Origin of the sequence: Scytonema hankhaensis NUACC26, assembly GCF_045865695.1 — a bacterium.
Classification (GTDB): Bacteria; Cyanobacteriota; Cyanobacteriia; order Cyanobacteriales; family Nostocaceae; genus Scytonema.
This window is the reverse complement of record NZ_BAACAP010000089.1, coordinates 1-16793: the sequence shown is the minus strand read 5'-3', so window position 1 is coordinate 16793 and position 16793 is coordinate 1. Positions and strand designations below refer to the sequence as shown.

The 16793-nt window shown below is 40.1% G+C and carries 16 protein-coding genes and 1 pseudogene; 10 read left to right on the top strand and 7 right to left on the bottom strand.

What is annotated here, in order from left to right; genetic code table 11:
• The 7 genes from ACKTT2_RS03405 to ACKTT2_RS03375 all read left to right on the top strand — a co-directional run.
• The coding region (locus ACKTT2_RS03405; protein WP_407883981.1) for a pre-peptidase C-terminal domain-containing protein at positions 1–1054 on the top strand (1054 nt) is incomplete at its 5' end.
• A gap of 1200 nt (positions 1055–2254) precedes the next feature.
• Entirely contained in the window at positions 2255–2407 is a 153-nt protein-coding gene (locus ACKTT2_RS03400; RefSeq protein WP_407883979.1) for a hypothetical protein, read from the top strand.
• A 771-nt stretch (positions 2408–3178) separates the two neighbouring features.
• Positions 3179–3592 (top strand): hypothetical protein, encoded by a 414-nt coding sequence (locus ACKTT2_RS03395; RefSeq protein ID WP_407883977.1) that lies wholly within the window; start codon positions 3179–3181, stop codon positions 3590–3592.
• A gap of 75 nt (positions 3593–3667) precedes the next feature.
• Entirely contained in the window at positions 3668–4270 is a 603-nt protein-coding gene (locus ACKTT2_RS03390; protein WP_407883975.1) for an O-antigen ligase family protein, read from the top strand.
• Positions 4251–4595 (top strand): hypothetical protein, encoded by a 345-nt coding sequence (locus ACKTT2_RS03385; RefSeq protein ID WP_407883973.1) that lies wholly within the window; start codon positions 4251–4253, stop codon positions 4593–4595. The genes ACKTT2_RS03390 and ACKTT2_RS03385 overlap by 20 nt, the downstream gene beginning before the upstream one ends.
• Before the next feature lie 562 nt (positions 4596–5157).
• Entirely contained in the window at positions 5158–6108 is a 951-nt protein-coding gene (locus ACKTT2_RS03380) for an MbnP family copper-binding protein (protein ID WP_407883970.1), read from the top strand.
• Positions 6109–6113: 5 nt separating this feature from the next.
• Complete coding sequence (locus ACKTT2_RS03375) at positions 6114–7286, top strand: MbnH family di-heme enzyme (protein ID WP_407883987.1); 1173 nt, start codon at positions 6114–6116, stop codon at positions 7284–7286.
• Between the two features lie 17 nt (positions 7287–7303).
• On the opposite strand, the gene ACKTT2_RS03370 is transcribed toward ACKTT2_RS03375, so the two are convergent.
• The 6 genes and pseudogenes from ACKTT2_RS03370 to ACKTT2_RS03345 all read right to left on the bottom strand — a co-directional run bounded on the left by ACKTT2_RS03370 (position 7304) and on the right by ACKTT2_RS03345 (position 12525).
• The gene (locus ACKTT2_RS03370; RefSeq protein WP_407883968.1) at positions 7304–7966 is read right to left on the bottom strand and encodes a Uma2 family endonuclease; all 663 of its coding nucleotides are present in this window, start codon (positions 7964–7966) and stop codon (positions 7304–7306) included.
• Positions 7967–8249: 283 nt separating this feature from the next.
• Positions 8250–10394 (bottom strand): peptidase domain-containing ABC transporter, encoded by a 2145-nt coding sequence (locus ACKTT2_RS03365; RefSeq protein ID WP_407883983.1) that lies wholly within the window; start codon positions 10392–10394, stop codon positions 8250–8252.
• Between the two features lie 294 nt (positions 10395–10688).
• Positions 10689–11207: a hypothetical protein gene (locus tag ACKTT2_RS03360; protein ID WP_407883966.1), complete on the bottom strand. Its 519-nt coding sequence runs from the start codon at positions 11205–11207 to the stop codon at positions 10689–10691.
• A 10-nt stretch (positions 11208–11217) separates the two neighbouring features.
• A complete protein-coding gene (locus ACKTT2_RS03355; protein WP_407883964.1) occupies positions 11218–11769 on the bottom strand; it encodes a GNAT family N-acetyltransferase in 552 nt (183 codons plus the stop codon).
• Positions 11770–11849: 80 nt separating this feature from the next.
• Positions 11850–12191, bottom strand: a pseudogene (locus tag ACKTT2_RS03350) (cysteine peptidase family C39 domain-containing protein); the annotation flags it as partial.
• A gap of 133 nt (positions 12192–12324) precedes the next feature.
• The gene (locus ACKTT2_RS03345) at positions 12325–12525 is read right to left on the bottom strand and encodes a hypothetical protein (RefSeq protein ID WP_407883962.1); all 201 of its coding nucleotides are present in this window, start codon (positions 12523–12525) and stop codon (positions 12325–12327) included.
• Positions 12526–12726: 201 nt separating this feature from the next.
• Between ACKTT2_RS03345 and ACKTT2_RS03340 the strand changes: the two genes are divergently transcribed.
• Entirely contained in the window at positions 12727–14265 is a 1539-nt protein-coding gene (locus tag ACKTT2_RS03340; RefSeq protein WP_407883959.1) for a beta-barrel domain-containing protein, read from the top strand.
• 192 nt (positions 14266–14457) lie between these two features.
• Here ACKTT2_RS03340 and ACKTT2_RS03335 read toward each other — a convergent pair whose 3' ends face one another.
• Complete coding sequence (locus ACKTT2_RS03335; RefSeq protein WP_407883957.1) at positions 14458–15063, bottom strand: MAPEG family protein; 606 nt, start codon at positions 15061–15063, stop codon at positions 14458–14460.
• Positions 15064–15157: 94 nt separating this feature from the next.
• On the opposite strand from ACKTT2_RS03335, the gene qhpR reads away from it, so the two are divergent.
• A complete protein-coding gene (gene qhpR, locus ACKTT2_RS03330; RefSeq protein ID WP_407883955.1) occupies positions 15158–16195 on the top strand; it encodes an AraC-like transcriptional regulator QhpR in 1038 nt (345 codons plus the stop codon).
• Between the two features lie 114 nt (positions 16196–16309).
• A complete protein-coding gene (locus tag ACKTT2_RS03325) occupies positions 16310–16774 on the top strand; it encodes an NADPH-dependent F420 reductase (RefSeq protein ID WP_407883953.1) in 465 nt (154 codons plus the stop codon).
• Positions 16775–16793: the final 19 nt, after the last annotated feature.

Here is a 16793-nt window from a genome sequence, read left to right as displayed (position 1 = left end):
TGTACAATTGCTCAACAGCAGTGGTAACGTGCTGACTAGTTCAACTAGTAGTGGCACTGCGAGTGAATCTATCAGCTACAGTCTAGACACAGGCACCTACTACATTCGAGTTTACCCATACAACGGCGCTAACACCAGCTATAATTTGAGCGTCTTTGCAACAATCAATGACTTTGCGGGAAACACTCTCAATAATGCACGTCAGATTAACCTAAATTCAGTAGCTAGCGCCTACAGTGATTGGGTGGGTAGTACTGACACTGACGACTACTACCGTTTGAGCCTCGGTATGAAAAGCAGTGTTAATCTTACCCTCAATAGTCTTGCTGCTGATGCTGACGTACAGTTGATTCGGGACGCTAACAGCAATGGGATCGTCGATAGCGGTGAAGTCATTGCCAGTTCAACTAACGGTGGAACTACAGCTGAATCTATCCGCCGTACTTTGGATGCAGGCACTTACTATATTCGAGTCTATCCCTTTAATGGTGCTAATACCAATTACAACTTGAATGTATCTGCTACACCCGACGACTACGCTCTTAACACCCTCAGCAATGCGCATCAAATCACCCTAAATTCTACTACCAGCACTTATACTGATTGGGTAGGTAGCGCTGACACCAACGATTACTACCGTTTGAACCTCGACGCTACTAAGAGCTTAAATCTTGCCTTGAATGGTTTGAGTGGGAATGCTGATGTGCAACTGCTAGATAGCAATGGGAATGCGATCGCCACTTCAACTAACAGTGGCACTGCGGCTGAATCTATCAGCAGAACTCTAAATGCAGGCACCTACTACATCCGTGTCTACCCAGGCAATAGTGGGGCAAGCACCTTCTACAATCTCAGCATTGAGAGCACGACTGTGCCAGTAGAATCTCATACTTTAAATTCAAAGTGGATTCGACAGTTAGGTACTGCGGGTGATGACTCCTCCTATAGTGTTGCCGTTGATGGTGCTGGCAATGTTTACATTACAGGAATTACTAGGGGTGCATTGGGAGGTAGTAATGCAGGTAAGGTTGATGCTTGGATAGCCAAGTATTAGTACAGGTCGGCGTATTTCCGCCGACCGTTAAGGACACCTGCAAACAATCTAATTTTCGTAACCTCTAAGAGGATGTTTTAAAAGTCTTTTTATCGGTAGTAAAACCTTCAATATCTCCCTAAATCACCCTTAAAAAGGGGAAATTTGAGAATATTTCCCCCCTTAAAAGGGGGGTTAGGGGGGATCGATAAGTGCTTAAAATCACAACTAACCATTTTTCAAACAACCTCTAATGGTATGTTTACTTATGCAAAGCTGTACTAGCTTCACCTTCAGAAAATTAGCTAATGTGTGAATATACAGCGATTAATAGGGTGACTGACATGATATCTTCTGAATCAAACAGTCTAAGTTTAGACATTTATCGACCTCTGAGAGTACTTTTTCTTAATAAGGTTGCTTATCGCATCTCACAAAATGAAAGAGGGATAAATACGCCGAAAAGTTTGGACATATTGGGGGACTCTACCTTCTGTCAAGTTTACTCTTATCGAATCATGAAATGAAAAGAAAACACAAGAATTTCCTTCACTATCTATTAATGATTTTGCCAACCCTTAGCTTTTTTACTTTGAAATACATAGGAGACAAACAAAGTAACAAGAAATCTTCATTGACTGATTCCGTAGATGCTGGGTTTATTAATTCAGTAAATTTTGGGATTTACTAAAAATCAAAAACAGCAAAGAATTGATTATCGAGCTAAAAACATTCTTTGACTTATCTCGCAGTCGCACATACAGCATATTGCATTAAATACTTATGCATTTACCCATTCTGCTATTTCTTGAAGGATTTTTAATAGCTCTTGAGGCAACTTCTCTTAAGCGAGACTACCCAACACTTGAGAGAATGTTGTTGTTGCTACGTTGGTAATGTGAGGCGAAGGGCTGTAAAAATCTCCTGAACTTGAAGTGCTCTCCCGACTGCAACATCTCATGGTATGTTGACTTGTGCCAAGCTGTACTAGCTTCACCTTCAGAAATTTAGCTAATGTGTGAAGATACAGCAATTAATAGGGTGACCGACATGACATCCTCTGAATCAAACAGTATACGATTAGAAATTAACAGACCTCCCAGAGTACTTTTTCCTAATAAGGTTGCTTATCCACTGTTTTTGACTTGACATGAGGTTGTAGGCATTGTAAAAGTGCTAGAATTTCTAACATGGGCTAAAGTTGCTTTCTGAGTTGTCGTTGTGGTAAACAACAACTCTACTACTATTGCCCTCTTCTTTTTTCAGGTTTTCTCACTTCACCTAGAACACCGATTCAGTCACAAGCGCTCGTCAGGTAAGTGCGATCGCTTAGCCGCAAGCCGTACCCAACTTATCGCCCCAACAGGTGGTTGATAGCAAATTGTCTCGACCCCCTTCACCCAGCTATGTGATTTTCATTCTCTTCAACTTACCTTTGCTTTTGGATTCGTTCATACAACTATTACTTACCAACTTTTTTGACTGGGCTGACTGACTTACCTTACGATCGCCTGTTACTGAATCGATGTTCTAGTACTAGACTTCTTAGATTCTTTAACTTCACTTCTCTACCACCACCTCTCTTCACAATTGGTAAAGGTATTGCTTTGAGGCACAGCTTTATTTCGTCAAGGAAACAACACCACCTTCCAGTCGTCAGAAAAAAGTTGTAATTTACGACGGCATCAAATGGGGATGGAAAAATATTAAGGGCTATAAAGAGCAAGATCCACCACCGCCACCGCCACCTCCTTGTAACGGTGGTAGCGGTGGTGGCGGTTGCTTTAGAGCTGCTGCGGTTAACTCAACTAAAGACCAAAAACTTCCATTAGATAAAGATCACAAGTCTGAATCTCACGTCTCTACCTCTGAATCCACATCCGCATTGGGACTGCTGGCACTTGCAGCATGGGGTGTAGTGAAAGCCATGAAAATTCGTAAAGACAAGCAGTCGTGAACCATCTTTACACCCTATTGTTTTCCCTTAGCATCATTTTTATAAATCCGTGGGGAGTAAAGCGAGGGGAAATCTGGACTCAACCAAAAGTACTCATCATCCTGCTCGCGTGCATATTCAACCTTTTAATCCTGTGGTCAGAAAGGTTCCAACTCAAGATTCCCCAAACTTGGAAAATTAGCAAACTCTTGTGGGAGATATTTCTCGGTGTTGGACTCATCTCAACTCTCACGAGTCCTTTCCCCCTACGATCGCTACTCGGTCAAGAACAGATGGGTGATGGGCTGCTCTACTGGGTACTCATAGCAATCTTCACCCTCAGCAATACCCTACTGCTCAGACTGCATCCAGAACTAGGACGATCGCAACTGCAAGGTCTAGTCATTGGTAGCGTTATCCTTGCCATCAGTATTTTTCCCCAAGCCATTAACTGGAAAATCGACTACACTGTCACATCAGGACAAATTCTCAGGGAGAATATTTTAGCCAGTACCATTTTCCAAAACCAACAGCCAATCGGTTTATACTCCCATCGGGGTCATGCGTCATTCGTCCTAGCAGCAACCGCAGTCATGACACTTGTGGGCTGGCAATGGCAGTAGATAAGTACTCAGTGTGCTGTTATCGCTAGTGTCCTCATTATCCCCGCCCTACTGCTCACCCAAACTCGGGCAGGATTGTTAGCCCTGATGGTAGCAACCGCTTATCTTTTAGGACGATCTCATTACAAGCTATTAGTCCCGTCGGCGCTGGCGTGTCTGGTGGTAGTTGGTATCACCACGACTACCAGGCATCTTGACAAACTACCAGTTATCAAACAAATCACATCAGACCGAGTTCACCTGTGGGAGGTATCACAGCGTGGTATTGACAAGCGTCCCTTACTCGGATGGGGTATGGATGGTTTTGGTGCCGCTTACCCAGAGGTACAGTACCGCAAAAAGCTAGCAAAGGTCATTCGCTTGGATGACTTCACCTTCGACTACCAAGACAAGAATGGGCAGCTAATAACAGCACAGCTACCGACAGTGAAAGCACACAATCTGATTTTAGACACAACTTTATCCGTAGGTTTACTGGGGATGCTGCCCTACCTTGCCCTGTTAGCATTCTGTATATGGCAAGTCATCAAATCACCCTATCGTGGCATTGAGGCAGTGGCAATTGCCTACCTCGCGTTCACCTTCACTTGGTTCGAGTGCGCTCAGTTCACCCATCTAGTTTGGTGGTCGCTCAGTTTCAAAGGAATGTCTCTCCCCCGTGAAAAAATCGTACCTTAAGTACCTCAATTGCGCCACGATTGTTTGCTTGCTGAGCTTACTACTTGGCAATACGCAATCCATTACTCAGTCACAATGGACACAACAGATGTCAGATGAGTTTCAGCAGCGTTCAAGAGATGCGATCGCCAAACTTTCGGGAAGTCACTACGGAAATACAGCCTTTGAGAACGAAAAGAAGTCCTACCCCAAAGCAATGATTGACTTTCTAGCTGGGAACTCTGAAAAAGCGATTGCCTTCCTCCAAGCTGAAGATGCTGATGCCGCTCGGAACGCACATACCTTGGGAATTGACTTTTACTCTGGCTTCACTCTCAAAGGGTAACCCAAAAGTTTGGCGTCAGGGGCAATACCACGACTGGCGAAATCACTACGCCGTCTACCAAAATGCTGATGGGAACAAAACTCCAATTTATCTGGGATGGAAGGAAGGGAAGCTCAAAGTTGAAGCAGGCGGACACCAATTTCAGAGTCAACCCTAACTTTTCTGCACAAGTGAGCGGCGTCGCCTCAAGTTTAAGCTTGCTGTCATTATTTCTGCCGTGGATCGGTAATCTTGTAAACATCTTTAAAAATAGTGAATGGAAAGTTGTTATTTGACGGCTTGTCGTTTGACAAGAAGACTCTACAAAGTCAACAATCTTAACTGAAAGTCTTACGGCGCAATACCCTGTAATTGCGGTCTGAGTCTTGCATATACGTATACTTTGGATAGGGTATAGGAGGAGACATTGAAATTCTAACAGTGTGTCTACATAAGTATGACAGGCACAATGTGTTTGCTAGTCGTTCAGCAAGTAAATGCACAAGAGAATCAGACGGCTTTTGAGACGAGAAGAACTCAAGACTTAGACCTCAAAACTCAAGACATTTGAGTAACATATTAAATGAAGTTGAATGAATTTTATATGAAAAATCTCAAGAAATGGACTGTTTTTTCTCTAGCAATTCTTGCTATACTACCTTTTTTTAAAAATCTGATTTTTCCACAAGTTAATGCTGCTCAAACTCAGGATATTGCAATCAAATTTATTGGTCAAGTTGGAAATCAGCCCTTTCGTTGTGGCAGCAATTACAATTTAGGCAAACCAGCAACAACTGTCACGCCCTTAGATTTTCGCTTCTATATTTCCGAAATTACCCTAATCGATGACAACAATAAAGCAATTCCTTTATCTCTCACTCAAGACGGCAAATGGCAATATCAAAACGTTGCTTTAATCGATTTTGAAAATAAAACAGGTGCTTGTGCTAATGGAACGGTGGAAACCCGCGATCTCGTTGTCGGTACAATTCCCCAAGGTAAATATAAAGCGATAAAATTTACTTTAGGTTTACCAGACAACCTCAATCACGAAGATTCAACGCTTGCACCTTCACCTCTAAATTTGACTTCGTTATGGTGGAATTGGCAATTTGGATATAAGTTTGCTCGCATCGATTTTGCATTCTCAGCTAAAACTCAATCCACAAGCAAAAACCAAACTCAAACAAACCAACACAAACATGGTGAAAAAGAACAAAGTAATTCCTTTCTCATTCATTTAGGAAGCACGGGTTGTCAAGCAGAAACTTCCAGCCAAAAACCGATAACTAAATGTAGCAATCCTAACACATCAAGCATTATCCTAACTAACTTCGATCCGAGTAAAAACAAGATTGTTGTCGATCTTGCTAAACTGGTAACGAACACCAATTTAAGCCAAAATCAGCCAAATACACCACCAGGGTGTATGTCGGAACCTAACGATAAAGATTGTACTGAAATTATGGCAAACTTTGGTATTCCTTTTGGCGGTCAATCATCTGTAAAACAAACTTTATTTAGTGTGAAGTGAAACACATGATTTTTGAATGGAAACGCTGGTTTGTACTGTCAATCATATTCGCGATCGCATTCAGCTTATCCATTAGTTTGAATCAAGTTTTATCAGCACCATTATCCAGTAATACCTATGTTTGGGATATTCCTGCTTGGATGCCCAAACCAATTGTAGCAAGTGATAACCCGATGACAGTAGAAAAGGTAGAACTTGGTCGCCATTTATTTTACGAAAAACGTCTTTCTGTCAACGGTAAATTTGCCTGTGCTTCCTGTCACATTCAAGCTTTAGCATTTACTGACGGGAAATCTGTATCAGTTGGTACGACAGGAGAACAGCACCCTCGGAATGCAATGAGTCTTGCAAACATAGCATATAATTCCGTCTTGACTTGGGCGCATCCAGGAATGAAAAAACTTGAAGCCCAAGCATTAGTCCCAATGTTTGGGGAACGTCCTGTCGAGATGGGTTTAGCGGGTAAGGAACAAGACATATTAAAGATGTTGCGGGAAGATACTAATTATCACAAGTTATTTACTGCTGCATTTGGTCAAGGAGATAATAATATTAATCTCCATAATTTAACCAAAGCACTAGTATCATTTGAACGTAGTTTAATTTCGGTAAACTCGCCTTACGATAAATATCGATATGGAGGTGATAAAAATGTAATTTCTGCTTCAGCAAAGCGAGGTGAAGCACTCTTTAATAGCGAACGTTTAGAATGCTTTCACTGTCACGGTGGCTTGAATTTTAGCGATTCTATTAAACACGAACGTTCGGCATTTGAAGAAATTGCTTTTCATAATACAGGACTTTATAATATAGATGGGAAAGGTGCATATCCCGCAAGTAACACGGGAATACACGAAATAACTCACAAACCAGAGGATATGGGCAAGTTTAAAGCGCCAACTTTGCGAAATATTGCTCTGACTGCACCGTATATGCATGATGGTAGTATTGCGACTTTAGAAGAAGCGATCGCTCATTATGCAGCAGGTGGAAGAACTATTACTCGTGGAGAATTTACAGGAATAGGAAGTCAAAATCCTTTAAAGAGTCAGTTTATTTCTGGATTTAAGTTGAGTTCTCAAGAAAAGCTGGATTTGTTAGAGTTTTTAAAAAGTTTGACTGATGAAGAGTTTGTGAAAAATCCAGCTTTTAGCAATCCGAATATAACGGGAAACTAGTTGAGGAATATTTGCCCTCACGCTTCAGCCGTTCCAGTTTTCAATGCCAAATCAAAAATCTGTTGCGCGGTTAAATTAAAACCAGGAAGTGTGGGGGAGACGATGATATCATTCCCTCTAAACATTGTTTTTACATATTCTCCGTCAATCAGCTCGTATACAAAGATAGTAGGTTGTTTGGGATAGCCGATAAAATCACGTCCACCTAAAGCAGCATAATCTACAATCCAGTATTCAGGTATTCCCATACCTTCATAATCGCGGCGTTTGTCGAAATAGTCGTCCTGCCAATTTGTACTGACAACTTCTACTATTAATTTAACTGAAGTGGCATTTTGAATAATTGATTCACTTTCCCAGCGAGTTTCAGTACCGATCGTTTCTTCATCCAAAACAATGATGTCCGGTTCGTATCCAGACTTGTCGCGGTACGGTTTTACAATCGATTCTCTGGGTATTGTCCAAACATCGCCTTTTCCCATCTCTCTGATAGTTATAAGTAATCTTTCAATAAGAGAACCTGTTAACTTTGAATGCTTCCCTCTAGGTTTAGGCATCTCGACAATGACTCCATCATGCAATTCGTACCGAAATGCCGAGTTTTCTGGATACCATTCGATAAATTCATCAAAGGTATATAATTTTTGTTCGGTATGTGCTTGTGTTTGTGCTTGGGTCATAGTTATAACCTCCACATATATCTGACTTTACCATCCACTCTTCTAGGGAGCATCCCAATTTGGAAAAAACACGCCCGCGATTGAAATTGCGACTATACAAGCTAAGTCCCTCTGGGTTCGCCAGTTCCCTAGGTTGGGAAACCCGCCTGCTTTCCCTGGACTCACCGCCTGCGCGGACGTCTTATTAAGTCCACGTAGGTGGACTTTGTTTGTATAGCCCCAGAATTCTATTCTGAGGGCAATTAGCAAATTCGAGACACTCCCCTCTTTCACCAGTTTCAACTTAAGGGGTTAAAAATTCTAAGTGTTCTCCTGAGTAGGAATACAATTCTTGGGGACTACCTTGTATTTTAACTTGCCCTTTCTCCAAGAAGACTATAAAGTCTGCTCGCCCTATAACTCTGGGACGGTGACTAATAAGAATTGTCGTCTTACCTTGTCTATGATATAAAATTTTATCTAAAACTTCTGCTTCTGATATGGGATCTAGCGCACTTGTTGATTCATCTAAAATCAGTATAGATGGATTGGCAACTAGTGTTCTGGCTATGGCTAATCTCTGTTTTTGCCCTCCTGAAAGATTTACGCCAAATTCCCCTAATACAGTTTGGTAGTTGTCTGGTAATTCTTTAATAAATTCATCTGCTCCAGCAACTTGGCAAGCTTTAACAATTTGCTCAAAAGATGCATTGGGGTAACTTAAGCGAAAATTATCTAGGATAGAACGGCTCCAAAAATGAGTTTCTTGAGGAACTAATATGATTTGCTGTCTCCTACATTCTAAAGATAAATCTTTCTGATTATAAATTCCATAGCAAATATTACCAGATTTGAGAGTATATAATCCGGCAATGAGTTTAGCAAATGTACTTTTTCCACAACCAGATCTTCCGATTAATGCAGTAACTTTACCTCCAGGAATTGTTAAGGAAAAATTCTCTAATAATTCTACTCTACCAATATGATGAAAATGAATTTTTGTACAAATAATTTCTGCATCGTTAGGAATATCTGCCCAAGGTTTGCGCTGTTCGTTTTGGTCTTCCGGAGTCGTGTCTATAACTTCTGTAATGCGTTGAACAGCTGTTTGTACGCGAGTGGCTTCTTCTATAATATCAATTAAGGTGTTGATTAAAATCGTCACGTTAATACTCATGGTGTTAAATGCCAAGAGTTGACCAATGCTTAATTCTTGCGCGAACGCTAAATTGCTACCAACCCAAAGTATGGCAATACTACCAACTCCAGAAACTAAACTAGAGAAGACATTATTAGCGATCGCAATTTGAATTGTCCGAAAGTTAAGATTAGCAAGACTACCAAAACGATATTGAATTTCTTCCCAAGCTTGAGGTGCTGCATTGGCACTTTTCAGAGTCAGTATGCCTTTAAAGCTTTCTATTAAAACTCCTTGATTTTCCGATTTATTAACAATGATATCACGAATCTGCTTGCGTAATTTAGGTAAATAAATAAATGTAGTCAAAGTCATTAATAAAGCAAAAAATATAGCTAAAACAAACAATTTAGAACTATAAGAGTACATAAATCCTAAAGAAACCAATGCAACGAACAGTTGATTGGGAAGGTGGAGAATAACTTGAGAAGCTAACTGATTAATTTCTTCGATATCTCTAAGTCGGCTGATAATATCCCCACTCCGACGGGTTTCATAGTAAGTTAGGGGAAGGCGCAAAATTTGTTTGCCAAAATCTAGAATTAGTCCTAATTCCAAGCGTTGAGCAAACTGGGCAATTAAATTAGTTTGTACTAGCTTTAAGGTACTACTAAAAATATTTATAACTATAGCACCAATAGCCACGCTTGTCAGAAGATACGTGTCATTCTGTACTAATACGTCATCAGTCAGAATTTGAATGAGAAAAGGATTGGCAAGAGCAAGAAGCCCCATAACTAAGTTAATAACAACAGCCTCAGTTAAAATATTGCGATAAGGCAAAATTCTTGTTAATAACCTATTGAAACCATCAATTTTATCTGACTCTTGTTGATAAAAGCGGATTTCATCCGGTACGAGTAACAGCATAATGCGATTTGCCCAAGCAGCTGTTAATTCATCGTGACGAACGTAGCGAATTCCCACACCTGGATCGGCAATAATATATTTTTTGTTTTTCTGCCCATACAAAACAACCCAGTGATATCCTTTCCAGTGAATAATAGCAGGCAAAGGAACTTCACTGAGTCGAGCGATCGCTTGAGGAGCTGCTTTAACTTGTCGAGCATGAAAACCAAGGCTTTCAGCGCCACGTCTTAAACCCACAAGCGTCGTACCTAGTTGTCCGGTACCAACAACTTCCCGAATGCGGTTTATTGCAAAGGTGCGCCCGTAATGTTTGGCAATCGTGGCGATGCAAGCAGCACCACAATCTTCTTCACCGTGTTGCAAGATTATTTGGTATTTCATTAAGCGGCGATCGTTCAAGGCATAATGTTTTCAACTTGATTAGTATTCCCACTTTGAGCTTTTGTTGCTCAAAGCAGTGCTTCTTTAAGCAAAATTTTTAGTGCCCCGACAATACTGCAAATTGTGTATCCATTAACAAGCAATTTGACCGGATGCCGAAGAACCACTTCTGCGTCTGGGACTTCCACCAATTATACTGAACCCTAAGCATCAGTTAGATCTTCAGTAAGTTCTAGTTCTTGCTCTTGAGTTGCTAGAACAACTCCTCTGGTTTCTGGCTTGTTTTGCTGTTAATCATAATAATACTTCCTCCGAGAAGCTCAGTTGAGAGACAATTTTTGTGCGTATCAAGCTAGCCCCTGCTGCTGCGATTTCTTCTCTGTCTGAATCTGTAAGAAGTTCTTTAAGTAAAGATTTTAAAACTTGCCTGTTAGATATGTACTCTTCGGTATATAAATCATCTTGTGACAGGACAGCTTTTATACGAGGAATAGCTGCTTCTATCGGGGATAACAATCTATTTTTTATACACGCTCTCGCAATTCGTGTTATCTGTTTGGTTCCATCTCCCAAATTCAGAGCTTCAATAGTTAGTCGTGCTTCACGATTGAGCGATACACGTAAAGTAGTCAGACGCCCAAGTAGGGGGAAATCGGATAATAATGTACCCATATGCGATCCCCAATCCAACCCAGCACCGATATTTCCTCCAACTTCTGCTTCGTCTGCTATTGCCTGCTGCATATAATTAGAATCAAGTAACAAATCGAGAGGACTGGAAACTGAATAGAGTTGCTCTTTTGGGTTGTCCATTTTAACCTCCTTATAAGCGTTGACGCCAAAGTCCATACTCGAAATATACTAGCTCATCTAAATCTTCATCGGGACCTAAATCATACATTCCCCGATTATCATAAAACTTTTCATACCCAGGTAAAGAATGTAACCCAACTCTACCTTCATAACCAAGCTCCAAACTTCTTTCTCTAGTAGATAATAGCAGCGATGTTCCAATACCCTGAAGTTTTGGTGGGTTCTGAATAATTTTTCTATTTAACGGTGCTGTAGCGATATAGTAAATATAAACTAAACGTTTTCCAAGTGTTATTTGTGAACCGTGCATAGTTGTTTCGATCACTAGTAAACCTTCAGTTTGGTTTTCATACTCAACTGCATAGCCCTCGTAATTATCGAACCTAGAAATCATTCTAAGCTTTACCATCAAATCCCAAAATTTATCTTGTTGTTTGTACTGTCTAAGCAATTCAGCCCATTGATTTTCAAAATCTTCAACGTGCTTGGTAGCTAAATTAACAATAGTTGCTTCTACAGTTGAGTTATCGATACTCCTATTTAAATAGATCTTTTTTGGCACTTACCACCCCTAGTTTCTTGCATTATAAGCCTGTCCTAATTTTTATTAGAGCATTTTTAGGGTAATTTCATTTTGAGTATAACTAAGCGGATTCCGACACTTGGATCGGCAATAATATATTTTTTGTTCTTTTGCCCATACAAAACAACCCAGTGATATCCTTTCCAGTGAATAATAGCAGGCAAAGGAACTTCACTGAGTCGAGCGATCGCTTGAGGAGCTGCTTTAACTTGTCGAGCATGAAAACCAAGGCTTTCAGCGCCACGTCTTAAACCCACAAGCGTCGTACCTAGTTGTCCGGTACCAACAACTTCCCGAATGCGGTTTATTGCAAAGGTGCGCCCATAATATTTGGCAATCGTGGCGATGCAAGCAGCACCACAATCTTCTTCACCGTGTTGCAAGATTATTTGGTATTTCATTAAGCGGCGATCGTTCGAGGCATAATGTTTTCAACTTGATTAGTATTCCCACTTTGAGCTTTTGTTGCTCGATAAAGTCTCGAATCTAGCCAAAATTTTTTATGCTGTGACACAACTGTAAATGAGGTATCCTCTAGCCTCTGGCTGAAGAACCAGATGCAGATGAACCACTAGTCTTACGGAACGAACCACCTACTATACTCGAACCTTGAGCATCGCTTAGCTCTTCAGCAAGTTTGAGTTCTTGCTCTTGAGTTGCTAGAAAGTTTAGCCACTTGTTGTTTTGCTTGCATAACTCTGCCTGACTGTGCGGCTTGTGTTTCTTAGGGAACATAATTTTTGTCCTTATATAGGGATATACAAAACACTAAAAAACACGACTTTACAAGTATTAGAACTTCATTCGGTGAATGAAGCAAACTTATTTTATCGTATGCGTAGATTTTAGTTTATAGATAGAAAATTCAACAAGCTCCAAAAATACACTTAATCAAAAGTTTAAATTACAACACAGTTTTAAGAAAAATCAACTAAAATGGCAAAGTTCAATTCTTCATACAACCAACTCCATATGCTTGATGCAGATTCACCCTCGGAAACGAAACGTACAGGGTTTCTGAATCCAGAGTTTCTCCACTCTGCTACACCAGAGGAATTCTTACCTCCTATTAGTAACTGGTGTTCTATTGGTGGTATTGTTCTCGTAAGTATCTTTAGTGTCACCCTCATACTTGCGAGTTGCTTAAAATATCAAGTTACAATTAAAACTCCGGCAATCGTTCGACCCAACGGGGAATTGCGTTTAGTACAAGCTGCAACAGAAGGCACGATTAAAAGCATTGCAGTACAAGCAAATCAGGTAATAAAAAAAGGTGATGTCATTGCCACAATGAATGATGACCGTTTGCAAACTAAAAAAAAGCAACTACTCACTAATATCGAACAAGCTACACTGCAATTGACTCAATTGAATGCTCAAATTCAAGCATTAGATAAACAGATAACAGCAGAAGGCAAACGGACTAACCGTGCTATTGCCATAACTCAAGCCGAACTTAACCGCAACGAATATGATGTCCAACAAAAAAAAGCGATCGCATCCGCTCAATTACAAGAAGCTCAAGCCAATTTAAAACAAACTCAAGTAGAATTACGCAAAACTCAGCTAGCTTTAAAATCAGCCCAAGCTCAGTTAAAATCCAGTGAAGTTTCATTAGAAGCAGCCAAAGCAAAGCGAGATAGATATCAACCTTTAGCAAAAATCGGTTCAATTTCTGTCGATCGATTTCAAGAAGCACAACTTGCCGTACAACAGCAAGAACAACTCTTCATATTACAAACAGCCAGTGTAGAAGAGCATCAAGAAACTATCAAGCAGCAACAACAAGTAGTAAAAGCAGCAGAAGCAAGACTGCAAGCAGCATTAGCAGGTCTCAACTCCAATGATGCAAACTTTTCCATCTCGAAAGCCAAAATTGCCGAAGAAACCGCCGCCGTGAAAATATCTTTAGCTAAATTAGATCGAGAGCGAGAACAACTCATTCAACAAAGAGTAGAAATTCAGAAAACATTAAACCGCGAGAAAGAAGAACTTCAACAAGTAAGAGATGATATTAAAGCGACAGTTCTTCGGGCTACTGCATCTGGGGTAATTCAACAGCTTAAACTACGCAACACCTTACAAGTCGTACAACTTGGTGATGTAATTGCTGAAATTGCACCCAATGATTCTCCTTTAGTCATCAAAGCACTTGTATCTTCTTCTCATCTTCGCAAAGTGAAAAAGGGTCAAATGGTGCAAGTGCGAGTTTCTGGTTGTCCTTATACTGATTTTGGAACGCTCAAAGCTCAAGTGAGTTCCATTTCTCCAGATTCCGTCACGTCTAACAACACCATGACTCAGACAAGTGCCGTGTATGAAGTATTCATCCAACCAGAAAGCTTAGAACTCAAGCTAGGCGATCGTAAATGTACCATTCAATCAGGTATGGAAGCCAGAGCAGATATTATTTCCTCTTCAGAAACAGTGCTACAGTTTTTACTTAGAAAAGCCAGACTGTTAACTGATTTGTAAACCCAATCAGTTTGAGCTAACCCAATGTTAATATAGAATGAGTAAGATTCTCTTGCTTAAGAGATAATTTATAAAGTAAAAATAAAGAAAAGGTAGGTTGGGTTGAGGAACGAAACCCAACATTTAATCAAATTATTAGGTGTTGCCGTTCTACCCAACCCACACAATACATTTGGCAATTTAAAATTTACTTTATAAAAAACTTCTAATTAAACTGTAGTAAAGACAAGCTAAGCTACCAACTATGTAAACAAATCCTGTTGAGAAAAAACCGATCGCACGTCCAATAGAAGGACCATATTTAGTAATAACACCGTAAGCATAAAAAATTCGAGCTAATGTGAGCATTCCGCCAAGAAACCATACTAACCAAACTACAGAGTGCATTAATTCCAGTGCAATAATAAACAGCAAACCAATAGGTACGTACTCTGTAAAATTTCCGTGGGCGCGAACCTTGCGCTGTAAAATAGATTCATCTGTAGTTTTGTTGACAGACAACCCTTGACTGATTTTTTCGACTGTCGCAACCCATGGTGTTGGATGTGTTAGCGGATCGGGCTGCATCAAAACATCCTCTTTTGACTCACCGTGCCATATTCTAGTTCTTGTGCGTTCCATCACTACAATATAGGACAAACTAAAGGCTATGAGACCATTAAGCCCAATAAAAAAAGAGGAGATTGGAATCATGTTGGCATTCATATCATTACAAAAGTAACGTTCGAGCTTGTCGGCTTTACCAACATCTATAGTAAAAGATTGCTTTCTCTTGTGTCTTGATATTACACGACACAAAATTTGATATAAAATGCCAATATGACTAGAAATGCAATTCCCAAAAAGTGATTTTAGACAGCCAAACGGGTTCCATACTCATAGAGATTTTGAGATGACTCTACCACCCACGATCGCAATGGAATTTGTTGTAAACGCCATTCAGAGAGCGGTTCAATTAGGCATTGACAGACAAGTTATTCTTAAAATGGCTGGGCTAACAATTGAAGATATTGCCAATCAAACTAAAGATTTTTCATTACACCAGCACATTCAATTATTAGAGAAGCTTGCTGTTCTCAGTAAAGATGATTTTTTTGGATTGCACTATGGTTTTACGCATCATGTGTCTAACTTTGGTATATTGAGCTATGTTCTACTAAACTCTGCTAACGTAGGTTCGGCTCTAAATAGCTTAGTTCAATATTTTGGTGTATGGCAACAAGGAACTGAAGTTGCTCTGACACCTGATGGCAATACAGCTTGGTTATCTTATCAAATAAAAGATGTAAATATTTCAGTTCGACGACAGGATGCTGAAACAGCGATTGCTTTCGCCATCAATAGCATTCGCACTCTCACTCGTCAACATTGGTATCCCAAAAGAGTGTGGCTAGAGCATAATTCTTCTAAAAATACTTCAGAATACGAACAAGTGCTAAATGCACCTGTGTTTTTTAACCAAGCTGTTAATGCTATTGCAATAGAAAGCGAACTCCTCAAACAAAAAGTTCCGTTCGCTGATTTGAGTCTCTTACCTATTTTGGAAAGTCGATTGCATCAATTCTTCGTTGAAAAAGAAGTAGATAATAAACTAGTCACCTTGGTAAATCAGGCAATTACTCGTTCATTGCCACAAGGATATCCGACAATAGGAGATGTAGCTACTGACTTAGGATTTAGCAGTCGTACTTTACAAAGATACTTACGCGATCGCAATACCACCTATAAGCAATTGGTAGAAAAAACCCGATATCAAATATCTCTAACGTATCTCAAAGATCCTGAATTATCATTGACTGAGGTAGCTTTGCTATTAGGATACTCAGAGTTAAGTGCTTTTAATCACGCTTTCCGACGTTGGACGGGATTAGCTCCCAACAAGTACCGACACTTAATTGGTATTAGAAGCAAAGTTATCCCAAGATTGTAACATTTTTACAAAGAATGTCAAAGACAGCCCTAAAGCATCTGTGATAAGTTTGAGTGCATACGCAAACCCAGGTTGAGCAAATAGGTACAGTAAGCAACCCCCGGAGGCTTTTAGATGAAAATTGGTATTCTTGGTAGTGGCAATATGGGGCGCTCTCTTGGTATTCTTTGGGCAGAGCAGGGACATCAAGTCTTCTTCGGTGCTCGAACTCAAGAAAAGGGTGAAGCTGTTGCTGAGTTGGCGGGACATAATACGCAGGGTGGAACAAACGACGAAGCTGCCGCCTTTGGGGATGTGTTACTTTATACTATTAGAGGAGTAAATTCAGTACAAGTAGTCTCCTCGATTGAGATTTTCAATGGCAGAATCCTAATAGATTGCAACAATTTTGAGATTCCAGAAGGATTTACCTACTCGCCTATTGAGCAATCCTTAGCAGAAAAGTTAGCTACAGAAGTACCCAACGCTCATGTAGTCAAAGCGTTTAACACTTTTGCTCAGGAGGTTTTTGAGTTAGCACCTTGGACTTTGGACAAAAAAAGAGAGTTCGCGGATTTTATTCGCGAATATAAGAAATGATTAGTCTTGTTTATATTTT

Bases quoted from the DNA above. Each gene is read 5' to 3' on its own strand.
- ACKTT2_RS03380 (WP_407883970.1), top strand. From the start codon at position 5,158: ATGAAGTTGAATGAATTTTATATGAAAAATCTCAAGAAATGGACTGTT.
- ACKTT2_RS03345 (WP_407883962.1), bottom strand. From the start codon at position 12,525: ATGTTCCCTAAGAAACACAAGCCGCACAGTCAGGCAGAGTTATGCAAG.
- ACKTT2_RS03370 (WP_407883968.1), bottom strand. From the start codon at position 7,966: ATGACCCAAGCACAAACACAAGCACATACCGAACAAAAATTATATACC.
- qhpR (WP_407883955.1), top strand. From the start codon at position 15,158: ATGACTCTACCACCCACGATCGCAATGGAATTTGTTGTAAACGCCATT.
- ACKTT2_RS03325 (WP_407883953.1), top strand. From the start codon at position 16,310: ATGAAAATTGGTATTCTTGGTAGTGGCAATATGGGGCGCTCTCTTGGT.
- ACKTT2_RS03365 (WP_407883983.1), bottom strand. From the start codon at position 10,394: ATGAAATACCAAATAATCTTGCAACACGGTGAAGAAGATTGTGGTGCT.
- ACKTT2_RS03340 (WP_407883959.1), top strand. From the start codon at position 12,727: ATGGCAAAGTTCAATTCTTCATACAACCAACTCCATATGCTTGATGCA.
- ACKTT2_RS03360 (WP_407883966.1), bottom strand. From the start codon at position 11,207: ATGGACAACCCAAAAGAGCAACTCTATTCAGTTTCCAGTCCTCTCGAT.
- ACKTT2_RS03375 (WP_407883987.1), top strand. From the start codon at position 6,114: ATGATTTTTGAATGGAAACGCTGGTTTGTACTGTCAATCATATTCGCG.